General features: G+C 33.4%; 16 protein-coding genes and 1 tRNA gene. 13 read left to right on the top strand and 4 right to left on the bottom strand.

The features are described 5' to 3' along the window. Positions 1 to 52: 52 nt before the first annotated feature. From ACNFU2_RS16945 to ACNFU2_RS16970, 6 genes are read left to right on the top strand one after another with little or no spacing between them, the layout of a single operon-like run. Positions 53 to 892, top strand: coding sequence for a metallophosphoesterase (locus ACNFU2_RS16945; protein ID WP_273650635.1), 840 nt, complete (start codon positions 53 to 55; stop codon positions 890 to 892). Positions 893 to 898: 6 nt separating this feature from the next. Further along, positions 899 to 1,192, top strand: a complete 294-nt coding sequence (locus ACNFU2_RS16950) for a hypothetical protein (RefSeq protein ID WP_418122403.1) — start codon at positions 899 to 901, stop codon at positions 1,190 to 1,192. 10 nt (positions 1,193 to 1,202) lie between these two features. Then, positions 1,203 to 1,688 (top strand): Coq4 family protein, encoded by a 486-nt coding sequence (locus tag ACNFU2_RS16955; protein ID WP_172284268.1) that lies wholly within the window; start codon positions 1,203 to 1,205, stop codon positions 1,686 to 1,688. Positions 1,689 to 1,693: 5 nt separating this feature from the next. Beyond that, on the top strand, positions 1,694 to 3,067 hold the full coding sequence (locus ACNFU2_RS16960; RefSeq protein WP_273650637.1) for a DUF4153 domain-containing protein: 1,374 nt from the start codon (positions 1,694 to 1,696) through the stop codon (positions 3,065 to 3,067). Between the two features lie 5 nt (positions 3,068 to 3,072). Further along, positions 3,073 to 3,612, top strand: coding sequence for a hypothetical protein (locus ACNFU2_RS16965; protein ID WP_172284264.1), 540 nt, complete (start codon positions 3,073 to 3,075; stop codon positions 3,610 to 3,612). Between the two features lie 53 nt (positions 3,613 to 3,665). Next, on the top strand, positions 3,666 to 4,178 hold the full coding sequence (locus ACNFU2_RS16970) for a hypothetical protein (RefSeq protein WP_306615000.1): 513 nt from the start codon (positions 3,666 to 3,668) through the stop codon (positions 4,176 to 4,178). A 97-nt stretch (positions 4,179 to 4,275) separates the two neighbouring features. On the opposite strand, the gene dtd is transcribed toward ACNFU2_RS16970, so the two are convergent. Together dtd and ACNFU2_RS16980 are read right to left on the bottom strand one after the other, a co-directional pair. After that, the gene (gene dtd / locus ACNFU2_RS16975; protein ID WP_273650641.1) at positions 4,276 to 4,725 is read right to left on the bottom strand and encodes a D-aminoacyl-tRNA deacylase; all 450 of its coding nucleotides are present in this window, start codon (positions 4,723 to 4,725) and stop codon (positions 4,276 to 4,278) included. 3 nt (positions 4,726 to 4,728) lie between these two features. Beyond that, a complete protein-coding gene (locus tag ACNFU2_RS16980; RefSeq protein ID WP_172284259.1) occupies positions 4,729 to 5,181 on the bottom strand; it encodes a hypothetical protein in 453 nt (150 codons plus the stop codon). A gap of 109 nt (positions 5,182 to 5,290) precedes the next feature. On the opposite strand from ACNFU2_RS16980, the gene greA reads away from it, so the two are divergent. From greA to ACNFU2_RS17015, 7 genes are all read left to right on the top strand, one after another. Then, complete coding sequence (gene greA, locus ACNFU2_RS16985; RefSeq protein ID WP_172284257.1) at positions 5,291 to 5,761, top strand: transcription elongation factor GreA; 471 nt, start codon at positions 5,291 to 5,293, stop codon at positions 5,759 to 5,761. A 49-nt stretch (positions 5,762 to 5,810) separates the two neighbouring features. Further along, positions 5,811 to 6,200 carry an HIT family protein gene (locus tag ACNFU2_RS16990; RefSeq protein ID WP_172284255.1) on the top strand — a complete coding sequence of 130 codons (390 nt, stop codon included), beginning with the start codon at positions 5,811 to 5,813 and terminating at the stop codon, positions 6,198 to 6,200. Positions 6,201 to 6,266: 66 nt separating this feature from the next. Then, a complete protein-coding gene (clpX, locus tag ACNFU2_RS16995; RefSeq protein WP_172284253.1) occupies positions 6,267 to 7,454 on the top strand; it encodes an ATP-dependent Clp protease ATP-binding subunit ClpX in 1,188 nt (395 codons plus the stop codon). Between the two features lie 78 nt (positions 7,455 to 7,532). After that, a complete protein-coding gene (locus ACNFU2_RS17000; protein WP_172284252.1) occupies positions 7,533 to 9,536 on the top strand; it encodes a T9SS type A sorting domain-containing protein in 2,004 nt (667 codons plus the stop codon). 5 nt (positions 9,537 to 9,541) lie between these two features. Then, positions 9,542 to 9,766: a signal peptidase gene (locus tag ACNFU2_RS17005; RefSeq protein WP_172284250.1), complete on the top strand. Its 225-nt coding sequence runs from the start codon at positions 9,542 to 9,544 to the stop codon at positions 9,764 to 9,766. Between the two features lie 61 nt (positions 9,767 to 9,827). Next, positions 9,828 to 11,114 (top strand): TlpA family protein disulfide reductase, encoded by a 1,287-nt coding sequence (locus ACNFU2_RS17010; protein ID WP_273650642.1) that lies wholly within the window; start codon positions 9,828 to 9,830, stop codon positions 11,112 to 11,114. A gap of 44 nt (positions 11,115 to 11,158) precedes the next feature. Then, positions 11,159 to 11,232 (top strand) — tRNA-Met (locus tag ACNFU2_RS17015). A 314-nt stretch (positions 11,233 to 11,546) separates the two neighbouring features. On the opposite strand, the gene ACNFU2_RS17020 is transcribed toward ACNFU2_RS17015, so the two are convergent. Both ACNFU2_RS17020 and ACNFU2_RS17025 read right to left on the bottom strand, forming a co-directional pair. Beyond that, on the bottom strand, positions 11,547 to 12,845 hold the full coding sequence (locus ACNFU2_RS17020; RefSeq protein WP_172284246.1) for an HlyD family secretion protein: 1,299 nt from the start codon (positions 12,843 to 12,845) through the stop codon (positions 11,547 to 11,549). 71 nt (positions 12,846 to 12,916) lie between these two features. Then, on the bottom strand, positions 12,917 to 13,120 hold the full coding sequence (locus tag ACNFU2_RS17025) for a hypothetical protein (RefSeq protein ID WP_172284243.1): 204 nt from the start codon (positions 13,118 to 13,120) through the stop codon (positions 12,917 to 12,919). Positions 13,121 to 13,168: the final 48 nt, after the last annotated feature.

Below are 13,168 nucleotides of genomic sequence, written 5' to 3' on the forward strand. Positions count from 1 at the left end.
TAACTTTGTAATTCAAAGTTCTTTGTTTTAATTCAATATGTGAAAATAGTACATGACAAGAAAAACATTTTTAAAAAAGCTCTTTCAGCTCGCTGTAGTAGGATCCTTTCCTGCTCTATACTCATGGCAGGTAGAGCCTTTTTGGGTGGAGTTTGTTGAACGTAAGCTTCCCATTAGAAATTTACCGGTGAACCTTGAAGGTAAAATTTTGATGCAGATTTCCGATTTGCATGTAGGTAACCGATTTGACTGGAATTTTCTTATTGAATCTTTCCATAAGGCTAAAAAATTTAATCCGGATTTTGTAGTGTACACCGGTGATTTTGTAAATCACGGAACACTGGAAGAACAAAACGATTTAAAAATAGTAATGGAAGAAGCCGTATATGGAAACCTTGGAACATTTGGAATTTTGGGAAATCACGATTATGGACCAGGGTGGAAAGACATTGAGCTCTCCAGGAGTATTTGTCGGATTTTAAATAGCTACGGAATTGAAATGCTAAATAATGAGCAAAATAACCGGTATGGAATCAACTTTATTGGATTTGAGGATCTGTGCTCACCCAATTTTGATCCCTTGAAGGTTATGAAAGATTTAGATCAGTCTAAAGCGAATCTGGTTCTTTGCCACAATCCTGATGTTTGTGATAAAGATGTATGGAACGGATATCAGGGATGGATCCTAAGCGGGCATACCCATGGCGGACAATGCCGGATTCCCGGTTTGATCACTCCCATACTCCCTGTTAAAAATAAGAAATATGTTTCCGGAGAAATTGATTTGCAGGATGGCAGAATGCTTTACATCAACCGGGCAATCGGACATTCTTATCAAGTTCGGTTTATGGTTCGTCCGGAAATTACTGTTTTTACCTTAACAAAAGCTTAAAATAATATGGATAATAAAGAAATTGTGAATATAGGAAAATATGTTTTCTGGCTTTCATTTTTGCTTGGGAATATATGCCTGTTCGGATACCTTGTCAGCAGAATTGATGTATTTGCGATAGGAGGCTTCTTATTGCTCATTTTTGGATCTATCTTGAATTTATTGGTCATCGCCGGACTTTTAATTTATGGGTCGATATATCATACCAAGCTTCATGCTTGTTTACAATCAATCGGAATATTATTAATCAATATCCCTATCGCCTGTCTTTATACTGTTATTGGAGTTAATCTTAATTAAATAATCAACTATGAAAAAATTACGTGTTCAGTTTTTACTTTTTGTATATGATAAAACTCAAAAGTTTTACAGAAGATATTTTAAGAAAAAGAAAAGACAATGGCAGTTCAACGAAAAACAACTGCTTAGTTTCAATGAAGATACCTTAGGCCGTAAACTGGGGGAATTTTATAAGCGTCATGGATTTACCATGATTCCTAAAATGGAAAATCACGATGTTCATCATTTGATTACAGGTTGCGGAACTAATTTCGAAGATGAAATTGCCATGCAATATCTGCTGTTGGGAAATGGAAAACTTAATGCCCATCTTCTGGCAGCAATCATATTAGGAACTTTGATTTTACCGGAATATTCAAAAATGTACCTGCAGGCATTTCGGAAAGGTCAAAATATGAGGTCCTTTCATCATTGGGATTTTGAAGCTTTGCTATGGCAAAATTTTGAAAATCTGAAAGATTTTATTCAGCAAAAAAATACAATAACTTATTATTAAATATCATGAAAACACATCACTATATACTCCTTACAACCGTCTTATTTATTATTCTTTTTTATAACGAAAATGTAGGTTTAAATCTTGGACTGTTAGGTATTGCTTATGCGTTACTAACATGGTACAAAACACCAAAGTCAAACAAAACAAAAGTATTTTTCATGCTTTTTTTCACAAGTATTTTTTCTTCAGTAGCTTTTGCCTGGTATGGAGATTTTGCTTCTTTTGTGGCGGTTGTAAGTTCACTTCTGCTTTTATCTTACAGATCAGGAAATAAAAGACTAAAAATTCTCTTCTTGATTCCTGTTTTTATAGTGAACTGCTTTACTTTTTTATGTCGATTTTTTAATTTTGATAGTTGGCTTCCCCAAAAAAATATTTCGGGGTTAGGACAGAAAATATTTGCCTTTATCCTGATTCCATTGGTATTAGTTGCTGTTTTTTTTGGAATTTACTCTGTAGGAAGTGATCATTTCGCCAGCTTGTTTACGGATATCAAAATAGATATTGATATTTGGCAACTGTTCTGCATAACAGTATTGGGGATGTTTATCGCTTTCAATTATTGGAATTATGCTGTAGAAAAAATCATTTATAAACAAAATCATTTTTTAGATGATACTTTTCACACGAAAGATCGAATCGTACAATCAACATATTCTTTTCTTGATATTGATGCAGAAAGGATGAGCGGCATAATCTCGTTTTTAGCATTAAATGTATTATTGATCTTTTTTATCATCACTTATAATTACGAACTATTCTACGAAGATTCAAAAACTCCCGGCCAGCTTTCAGAAGAAACCCACCAAAGAGTAAATGCTGTGATCATGTCTATTATTATGTCTATTCTGGTGATTATGTTTTATTTTAAATCCGGATTTAATTTTGATCCGAAAGCCGGGCTTATGAAAAACCTGGCTAAGATCTGGATTTTTTTAAATGCGGCACTGATTATTTCCACGATGATAAAGAACTCCGAATACATTATCAATTATGGTTTTACATATAAAAGGCTTGGAGTATATGCTTTCCTGACTCTTTCATTGATTGGTTTGACAATGACGTATATTAAAATTCAATACAGAAAAAGAAATGCTTTTCTGTTTAATACAATGACATGGTATTTTTATGGAACAATTTTGGCTTGTAGTTATATCAATTGGGGAGGATTAATTACTTCTCACAATATGAAGCGCAGTGATTTTAATGCAGGTTATCACTTCACAGAAATCAACTTTAGTGAGAAAAGTTTACTGAAGTTTGCTGCCGAAAAAAAAGATATTATACTAAAAAAACAAATTATAAGTAAAGTAAAACAAAAGAAATCATTTTCTTTCTTGTCAGAAGTGCTTTACTATGAAACACTAAAAGAATAACTATTATGAAAAAGTCCTTATTGCTGATCCCATTGATTATTGTTTCTTGTAAAAAAGAACCAAATGTAAACGAAACAGCCAACAAAGATTCGATCATGATTTCAGAACAGCCGGGTCCAGAACATTCAGTAGATTCAGCTGCTATAAGAAAAAAAGATTCTATCATTAATAATTCTCCCGTCACCAAACATGTCTTAAAAAAAGGTGTGATGAGAAGTGAGAAAGATGGGCAAATAATAAGAACTGCCGATGCCTCACAGCTTCCATTTACAGTAGGAGAGCAATTTACAAAAGAAGGACAGGAGCTGATTCTCAAAATCACAAATTATAATAAAAGTGATATCAAGGCATCCATTTCTACAAAAGAAAAAGATTTTAATATTCGTTTCAATCAGATAAAATTGCCAAATGGAGAATACGATGGTCCTTTTGGAAGAGATATTTTTTATCAGATGGCGGGCAAAGGTGAAGTATGGTTAATTATAGGCAAAAGTAACATGGCTTCCGGAAACACAAAAGGAAGTTTTTCAGTAAGCGTCGAATAATAATTCTTTGGTATAGTTTCTGCAAGATAATTTTTGTATTAAGATTTATTATTATGAAAAATATATTTTTAACTGCAGTGGCAGCTTCTGTTGCCCTTGTTAGTTGTGGAACAGTACAGTCATTGGTTCAGAATACGTTTCCTTATACGGCTAATGTATTAGTATCCACAGGAGTGCCTGCTGATAAAGAGGTGTCTTCTACGGCTACTGCTTCTAATGTACAGACTTGGTTTGGTGGGAATAATAATGCTAAAATAAAAGATGTGAGATTGGCAGATGCAAAAATCTCTGTGGTTTCTCCTTCTGGTGGCAACTTAAGTGCTTTTAAAAACATTAAAGTTTATATTTCTTCAAATGGTACGGGTGAAAGACTTGTTGCATCAAGATCCAACATCTCTTCAAATAGTTCCAGCTTAAACCTCGATCTTAATAATAATGGATTTTTGGATGAGGTCGTAAAGAGCAACGGACTTACAGTAAGAACAGTTTATGAACTGAAAAATCAGACAAGTTCAGATATGAACTTAAAAGTAGCATTGAATTTCAGCAGTATACCTGCGAATTAGTTTTTATAAAAGTTTATTAGGAAAAAGGTCTTTCAAATTTTGAAGGACCTTTTTTATTTGGGATTAAATATAATTTAATGTATTGATATAAAGTGTCTTACATTTTTGTTTGGCTATCCATTACAATAGTGACAGGACCATCATTAACTAAAGAAACCTTCATGTCTGCACCAAAAATTCCGGATTCTGTTTTTAGTCCTGATTTTGCAATTTCTTCTTTGAAATAATCAAAAAGGGGAATTGCTTTATCGGGTTTTGCTGCCTTAATAAAGGATGGACGATTTCCCTTTTTATAATCAGCTATCAACGTAAACTGGCTGATACAAAGGATTTCTCCTGAAATATCTTTTAATGAAAGATTGAGCTTATCATCTTCATCAGCAAAAACTCTAAGGTTCAATATTTTTTGTACGAGCCAATCTGCATCTGCTTTCTCATCATTTTCATCAATTCCAATGAGTAGCATAAAGCCCCTATTGATCTCGCCGACGATTTTCTCTTCTACTTTTACATGAGCTTCTGAAACTCTCTGTATTACAACTTTCATAAATTAATAATAAACATTTAATACTCTGGTATTGGGATTATAATTGTAAGGATAAGTTTTCGGAGGTACATTCGTTCCTGACGAAGGTTGGCCGGTAAGTAAAATCCATTTAGCGTTATCCTTTGGACAAATGATACTAATATTGTCTTTTACTTCAAGTGTAGTATCATTATCAGGGCATATATGAGGTGCATTTCTATCAAATACCATAAACTGATTATCTGATCTACGGACAATAATTAAACCCCGTGTTCCTGATTGTTGCTCATCCACATAGATCCATCCACCTACATAGTTCAAATTATTATATGCAGCTAAATTAAGGTTCAAGGTTACGTTAATTGGAGTATTGGGAAAGCAGCTTACCGTGTCTTCTCGACTTCCGCAAGAATTAACAGATATATTGCTGATTATCAGTAAAGTGGAAAAGAATAAGATTGAAAAAGTTTTTTTCATTTCAATTTAAATTTTTATATATTTGTAAAAATTAAACGATTACAACACGAAAACATTGTCCGGCAAATGTCGGATTATTTTTTTATACTAAAACTAAATTTTGAAAATTATGGCAAGCTATGTTACAAAGGAGGGGTTAGATAAAATGAAAGCTGAGCTTGAGCAGTTGGAAACTGTAGAAAGACCTAAAATTACTCAACAGATTGCAGAAGCTAGAGACAAAGGTGATTTGTCTGAAAATGCAGAATATGATGCGGCAAAAGAAGCTCAGGGGATGCTTGAAATGAGAATTTCTAAACTGAAAGATGTTATTTCAGGGTCTAAAATAATAGATGAAAGTCAGCTAGATACTTCAAAAGTTTCCATTTTAACAACTGTGAAACTAAAAAATAATGCAACGCAACAACAACAGATATTTACTTTAGTTCCTGATAATGAGAGCGACCTTAAAAGCGGCAAGATCTCTGTAAATACACCTATTGCAAAAGGTTTGCTAGGTAAAGTTGTGGGAGAGACCGCAGAGATTGTTTTGCCGAACGGAAATAAATTATCTTTTGAAGTACTTGAAATTACCCTGTAAGGATAAATTTATACATGTATAATTCTCTGAAGTAAATTTTTTGATGCATATGAGTACTATATTCACAAAAATCATTAATGGCGAAATTCCTTCCTACAAAATAGCAGAGGATGAAAATTTTGTTGCGTTTTTAGATGCAATGCCTTTAGTTAAAGGACATACATTAATAGTCCCTAAAAAAGAAGTGGATCTGATCTTTGATCTGGAAAGCGAGGAGTATAAAAACCTTTGGGGATTTTCACAAAAGGTTGCCAAGCAGATTAAAAAAGCAATTCCTTGTATTAGAGTAGGGATTGCAGTGGTAGGCCTGGAAGTTCCTCATGCACATATTCATTTAATACCACTCAATACAGTGGAAGATATGAATTTTAAAAATGAGAGACTGAAATTAACGGATGAAGAGTATACCGAAATTCAAAAATCAATTATTAATTCTTAAAAAATCAAGAAATCGTAAAAAAGAAATTTTTTACGATTTTCTTTAACATATATTTATATAAATAGTATGAATTCAAACCAATGTTCTTTTTGTGGCAGAAAAAGAAATGAAGTGCAGATGCTTATTTCTGGTCAGAATGGCTTTATCTGTGAAAACTGTATAGAACAAGCTCATGCGATAGTAAAAGACAGTGCTACTAAAACTGAATTTTCACCTGCGGAAAATATAGATACGCTAAAAAAGCCAAAGGAGATTAAAGAGTTCCTTAACCAATATGTGATCGGACAGGATCAGGCAAAAAAACAGCTTTCGATTGCTGTATACAATCATTATAAAAGATTGCTTCATGCACAGGATGAAAATAGAGAAGTAGAGCTTGAAAAGTCCAATATTATCATGATCGGTGAAACAGGAACCGGAAAAACTTTGCTGGCCAAGACTATAGCAAGAGAACTTAATGTTCCTTTTTGTATAGTAGATGCTACGATTTTAACCGAGGCCGGATATGTAGGAGAAGACGTTGAAAGTATTCTTTCAAGACTTCTTATGGTTGCAGATTATGATGTGGAAAAAGCTGAAAAAGGAATTGTATTTATTGACGAAATAGACAAGATTGCCAGAAAATCTGATAATCCAAGTATTACCAGAGATGTTTCTGGGGAAGGTGTTCAGCAGGGGCTTTTAAAATTGCTTGAGGGAAGTATTGTAAATGTTCCACCACAAGGAGGAAGAAAACATCCGGATCAGAAATATATCCAGGTTAATACCCAAAACATACTATTTATTGCTGGTGGTGCTTTTGATGGTATAAAGGAAATTATCGAGAGAAGAATGAACAAACAGGCAATAGGTTTCAGTGCTGAAAAGATAAATAATGTAGATGAGGATGAATATGTATTAACAAATATTAATGCAATAGATCTTCGTTCTTTCGGATTAATTCCCGAACTTTTGGGAAGATTTCCAATCATTACATACCTCGAAAAATTAACAAAAGAAACGATGGTACGTATCATGAAAGAGCCCAAAAATTCAATCGTCAATCAGTTTATTGAGCTTTTTAAAATGGATGGCACAGAATTGGTATTTACGGATGGTGCTATTGAAAAGATCGTGGAGGAAACCCTTGATAAAGGATTGGGAGCCAGAGGACTTAGAGGAACTACCGAAAAAGTCTTGGAAGACTACATGTTTGCAATAGGTGAGGAAAAGAAAATAGTATTAACTGAAGATAATATTATTGTTAATAAATAAAAATAATTTTTTTATTATGAAAAAAATCATACCTTTGCGGGTGAGATTGTATTATAACACACACAAATAATTTATACAATGAGAAAAAGTTTATTTGCTATAGGTCTTTTAGCAATTAGTTATTCTGTTCAGGCGCAGATATTATGTCACGTAGACGCTAATGCTAATATGTATGTAAGTAAAGGTACCCTAGTTTATAGCGGGGGAGGTTTACAAATGAAAGCTAATGGTACTATAGAAAACCATGGAAACTTTATGGTTTCTGGTACAGCAACTGATCTTGTCAAGACGATTGATGCGTCAAATGCTGATAAGACAGAAGCAAACGGCGGAGGTAATTTTATTAACAAACTTAATGAGCCTACGGCTTATGCATCTGTTAATACCAATAGCTCTACTGCTACTCCCGTTTATACTTACGGACAATTATTCATCACAGGTATTCCACAAGCAAACATTACTGGAATTGTAGATCAGGAATTCAGACAAGTTCGTCAGGGTGATTATCAACAAATTGGGATGCCGTTCTATTTTAAAACTCCAGCTACTTTAAATGCTGAATTTGGTAAAACATTCACCACAGTAAGAAAATCAAAGAATGATATCCTGTATTGGAATAACAATACGGTACAGTTTGTTCATTTATCACCGATCAATGGTATTTACAAGTTTGGTGATGCAGCACCTACCTATTCTTATTGGGCATTAGGTGGAGCCGGCTTAGATGTTAGTTCTATTACACGTACCGTAAAAGGGCGACCTGTGAGTGATATTGCAACAGGAGTTATTGGAACTAGTGTTACATTACAAAATGCTGGAGCTGGAATCAACTTTGGGGCAGGTGGAAATAATCTAAATTCATTTAGAGAAAAATACAATACCTATGCATATGACCCATTCGAAATTCCTTCAGGTGGAGCATTGTGGACAGGTAATTATGCTAGAAACATGTATCAATTTGGTAATCCATTCCTAACCAACCTTGACTTATCAAAAATTGCATATAACGAACCGGCTGCTAATGGTGACGGAGTAAACCTTAGTAATATATATGGTGTAGTACTTGATGTTTCCGGGGTTGTAAATAATCAAGGTGGAACAACTACCGGAGGTTATAAATCGGTTACGTTTAATGCTGGTGTTCCAACAGGGGATGTTGATTATTTGATGATCAGACCATTTGGAACTTTTACGATTAAGCTTAATAACAATAATAATACGGATGTTCTAAACTTTGGCAATCTTAGGAGGTTTAATTATTATAGCAGAGCAGCGAATACTGATTATAATGTTAATGCAAGCAGAAGTGCTGCAGGTAGCATGAGTCAAGGCACTGTAAAGCAATTAGGAATTATTGCTCTTGATGCTAATGGTGTAGAAATTGGTAAAACTTATTATGTGGTTTATCCAAATGCAACTACTGGACATTCAGCAGCTGCTAAAACACAGTATGCTGCATCAACAGCAGATGTTGTGGGTACTTTTGAAGAAAATAAGGCTGGAGGTTATGATAATGATTATACTTCAAAGTATTGGTTACGTATCAATGAAGCCAATGAAAATGATTTTAAAGGAAAAAATGTGATGTTAGCAACTTACAGTTCTAATATAAAATCTTTTAAATTTGAAATTAGAGAGAATGCTGAATTGGTAAGTAAGGGGACACACCAATTATCTTCAGGTACAGGTTTCTATTACAAAGCTCCAAACGGAGAAGTAACTGAAGCAAAACAAGGAGATATAATTCCTGCCAAAGGAACTGAGTACAGTTTATATTATGGTGCACCTGAGGCCTCAACAGCAAGAAATCTTGCAATGGATGGAGCAGCAGTGAAGCCTTCATCAAGAACTAAAGTAGTTTATAACCCGGATATTACAAATTATATTGTAAGATTTGATCCGGATTGGAAGAAAGCAGATATTGAAGTTTATGATATGAGTGGTAAACTGGTAATCTCTAAAAAAGCAGTAAATACTTCTGCAGATTTTGTAATTGAATTAAACAATTCTATTAAAAACTCTTATGTAGTAAAAATTGTTTCAGATAAGGGAGAAACTGTTAACACTAAAATCTTAAAATAAAATATATGAAAGCTTTAAATAAACTATTATATAGTCTTTTTATTTTTGTTTTTTGTGTATTGAATGCACAAGGAACGGGCCCTGGAGGACAACCTCCTGAGCCAGGTGGACCTCCTACTGGCCCCGGTGGAGATTCAGTGCCAATTGATATGTATATTTATTTACTATCAATAGTCGCAGTAGCATTTATTGTATTTTTTACAAGAAAATATAAGGGTCAAAAAATATAAAAATTTAATTAAAATATTGAAAACTCTCTGATTAATCAGAGAGTTTTTTTATTTTTACATTATGAAAAAGATATTTGTATTATCAGCAGTTTTATCTGCTTTTTCTTTACAGGCACAATTCACAATTACCGTTCAGGCACCGGCTGATTTTAAAGATCAAGATGCAATTCTATATACATTAAATGGTTCCAAAGATGTTATTTTTACAAAAGAGCAGAGTAAGAATAATGTATGGACTTTTAAATATCCGCAGAACTATGTTGGTATGATGAAAATGTATTTTCCTACTACCAATAATACATTCAATTTCATATCAGAAAATAAGAATGTAAACATTAAATTAGATACTCAGGGTAATAAGATTAAAGATATTATTTACCAGGATGAGTCGAATAGTTTAATGAGTAAACAACAAGAAGGTTCTCAGAAAAAAGAGCTTATATTACCGGCATTAGCACAGATTAAAGAATACTATAAAGATAATACAGATTTTGGAAAAGCTCTGAAAGCAGAAATATCAAGATTATCAGGAGGCCTTGGAGAAGTGAACTCCACGGACCATCCGTTTATTTATTACTATAATACAAACTATAGTAAATTTTTAACTAATGACCCTAATAAAAAGGTATCACAGGAAGAAATAATCAATTTTATTGATAAGTCTAATGATATGCTTGAGACATCATCATTGTTGAGACCTGTATTGGTATCTTATCTTAATTCTGGTGGAAACAGCAATGTTGGAGCTTCTGTAGATAAATTACTTGATCGGTTAAAGGTGGAAACACCACGGGGTCAAACGGTATTATCCGAATTGATTGACATTTTTGATGTGTATGAAATGGCTGATTTAAAGAAAAAATATCTTGATCAGGCTAAAGATCTCAAATGTACGATTACAGACAGGTTAGCATCAACGCTTAAGGCAAATGCCAATGTACAGATTGGTGCAACTTTTCCTAATTATAAATTCCAGGCTCCGGTTAATACAAATGCCAAGTCTATTTATGATGTAAAAGCAGATAAGAAAATCATTGTTTTCTGGTCTTCCACATGCTCTCATTGTGAAACTGAATTGCCAAAACTTTTGGAGAAATATAATGATTTAAAAGCGAAGAATGTTCAGGTAATTGGGCTTTCTTTGGATGTAGATAAAGACTCTTACAATAAAAGAATTACCGCGTTTCCTTGGATTAATGATTCCGAGCTAAGAGGATGGAATAGTAGTTATAGTGAAACTTATAATATTCATGCAACTCCGACTTATTTTATTTTAGATGCTAACAATAAGATAATCAATAAACCAGACCATGTTGCCGATGTTTTGGAGTTTTTTAAGCTAAAATAATTTTGGAGGTTTAGAAATATTTTATATATTTGCACCACCAAAAAGGCGAGGTAGCTCAGTTGGTTAGAGCGCAGGATTCATAACCCTGAGGTCACGGGTTCAATTCCCGTCTTCGCTACTATAGAAAGGAAAAGTAAATTATTACTTTTCCTTTTTTGTTTTAAAAGATGATACCCATTAATATTTATTCTCATTCTTGGTTCCGAATCTCCGTAGTTTTCTTAGAATAAATCTCAATTAAGCCGTATAAAAAGAATTTTGTAAGCGTTTATATATAAAATGTTTTTATGAACTAGTTATGGCTAAATAACACAATTGACGTGCATATGATTATGTGATAAACATTACTATTGATATGTGATTACTATTGTAAGATTATATAAAAACCCACAACTATTAGTTGTGGGTTTTATATATTGTGATTTGGCTCTATTAGCTTTGATATCCCAATAGTTTTCTGATTTGATAGAAAAATCTTTCAATGAGTCTTAGATCCTGAGTAACAATATCAGCATTACCTCTAAGCTCTTTATCAAATGTGAGATTTCTGTTATATGATGTTTTTAAGCCTTTAGGAAGTAGAACATCTACGTAGTAATTTCCCTTTTCATCGGCAGAGAGAGAGATATTCTGTACTTTACCTTCTACAATACCATACTCCTGAAACCTGTAATTATCCAGTTTGATCAAAACCTTTTCTCCGGGAGCAATTTTTCCAGAGTTAGTAGGAGGGACATACATTCTTCCAACTAAATTCTCTTTATTCCGAGGTAATATAGATAAGATCGCATCCCCTGTTTTTACAAATTGGTTTTCTCCAAAGAATTGCTGAAAGCTGGCAATACCATCTGTAGAAGAAATAACAAGGAAGTTCTGCTCCCACTGTTTCATCGATTTTCTTAATTGCTCAAACAATTGCAGGCATTGTGAAGAGTAATTAATTTTATCCTTTTCCGTATTGATAGCAGTCCCGCTTTTAGTTTTGTTAAGGTTGGATATTGCTTCTTCCATTTGAGATAAAGAAATGGTAATATTTTCCAGATTTTGTTGAGCCTGGATGTATTTTATTTTTTCCCCTTCAAGTTCTACGGAAGCGATGACTCCCTGGTTAAAAAGTTCCTGTGATCTTTGATAGCTTTTTTTTGTAAGCTCATATTTAGCTTGTTCAAGTTTCTTTTGTTGTTTTGTCGTGGCAATCCTTACCCTGTATTCAGAAATACTTTGGTTAGCAGCAAGATTTTCAGGAGCGTAGGGCTGAAGTCTTGTAAATAATTCCTGATCCTGAAATGCTTTTGCAAAATTGTTATAATCTCCCTGAAGCTCTCCTAATTTATAATGAGACGTTTCATTTATAGGAAAGGAAGCTAAGTGAGTAGGAGAAAGAGAGTCGATGATTTTTTTCAGAGCAAGAACATCTTTATAATTGGCAGCAGACTGCATAACCATAAGGACATCATTTTTCTTAACCTCCTGATGGTCCTTGATAAAAATTTTTTCAATTTTAGAATTTGTTCTGGCCTCTAATTTTTCAGGTGGGTTTTGGGAAGTAACCACAATAGGAGCTGACACAAACTCAGGATATTTTATTATATAACTCATAATTAAAATGAGGATAAGGATAATAAATATGATGGTGTTTCCCCAGCGTATCATCCAATGGGGCGGTCTTGTAAGAATATCCTGAACACTTTCCGAACGAAGCTCTATATTATCTAAAATTTCTTTTTCCATATTAAAATAAACAATTGAAAATAAAAATCCTCAAATAGAGGATTTTGCTTTAATCTCTATAATGCTAAAAATTATAGGGGTAAATTATAATCACATTTGGGATCATTTCCCATTTCAACACCTGGAATTACTCCTCCCGGGCAATATCTGTTGCATGCATTCCACACTTTATCATTTCCTATAATGCAAAAACAATTGCATGGGTATGCAGGAATTGGGCCTGCACCATTTACTTCTTTTAAAACTTGTCTTTTGATTTTTTTTAAATTGTTCATAATTAATATTTTATGGGATTAGTATAGTGAAGTTAATAAAAAACACAG

Source organism: Chryseobacterium sp. PTM-20240506, assembly GCF_048296755.1.
GTDB lineage: Bacteria > Bacteroidota > Bacteroidia > Flavobacteriales > Weeksellaceae > Chryseobacterium > Chryseobacterium proteolyticum.

Bases quoted from the DNA above. Each gene is read 5' to 3' on its own strand.
- ACNFU2_RS16950 (WP_418122403.1), top strand. From the start codon at position 899: ATGGATAATAAAGAAATTGTGAATATAGGAAAATATGTTTTCTGGCTT.
- ACNFU2_RS16990 (WP_172284255.1), top strand. From the start codon at position 5,811: ATGAGTACTATATTCACAAAAATCATTAATGGCGAAATTCCTTCCTAC.
- clpX (WP_172284253.1), top strand. From the start codon at position 6,267: ATGAATTCAAACCAATGTTCTTTTTGTGGCAGAAAAAGAAATGAAGTG.
- ACNFU2_RS17025 (WP_172284243.1), bottom strand. From the start codon at position 13,120: ATGAACAATTTAAAAAAAATCAAAAGACAAGTTTTAAAAGAAGTAAAT.
- ACNFU2_RS16970 (WP_306615000.1), top strand. From the start codon at position 3,666: ATGAAAAATATATTTTTAACTGCAGTGGCAGCTTCTGTTGCCCTTGTT.
- ACNFU2_RS16960 (WP_273650637.1), top strand. From the start codon at position 1,694: ATGAAAACACATCACTATATACTCCTTACAACCGTCTTATTTATTATT.
- greA (WP_172284257.1), top strand. From the start codon at position 5,291: ATGGCAAGCTATGTTACAAAGGAGGGGTTAGATAAAATGAAAGCTGAG.
- ACNFU2_RS17020 (WP_172284246.1), bottom strand. From the start codon at position 12,845: ATGGAAAAAGAAATTTTAGATAATATAGAGCTTCGTTCGGAAAGTGTT.
- ACNFU2_RS16965 (WP_172284264.1), top strand. From the start codon at position 3,073: ATGAAAAAGTCCTTATTGCTGATCCCATTGATTATTGTTTCTTGTAAA.
- ACNFU2_RS16980 (WP_172284259.1), bottom strand. From the start codon at position 5,181: ATGAAAAAAACTTTTTCAATCTTATTCTTTTCCACTTTACTGATAATC.
- ACNFU2_RS17005 (WP_172284250.1), top strand. From the start codon at position 9,542: ATGAAAGCTTTAAATAAACTATTATATAGTCTTTTTATTTTTGTTTTT.
- ACNFU2_RS17000 (WP_172284252.1), top strand. From the start codon at position 7,533: ATGAGAAAAAGTTTATTTGCTATAGGTCTTTTAGCAATTAGTTATTCT.
- dtd (WP_273650641.1), bottom strand. From the start codon at position 4,725: ATGAAAGTTGTAATACAGAGAGTTTCAGAAGCTCATGTAAAAGTAGAA.
- ACNFU2_RS16955 (WP_172284268.1), top strand. From the start codon at position 1,203: ATGAAAAAATTACGTGTTCAGTTTTTACTTTTTGTATATGATAAAACT.
- ACNFU2_RS17010 (WP_273650642.1), top strand. From the start codon at position 9,828: ATGAAAAAGATATTTGTATTATCAGCAGTTTTATCTGCTTTTTCTTTA.
- ACNFU2_RS16945 (WP_273650635.1), top strand. From the start codon at position 53: ATGACAAGAAAAACATTTTTAAAAAAGCTCTTTCAGCTCGCTGTAGTA.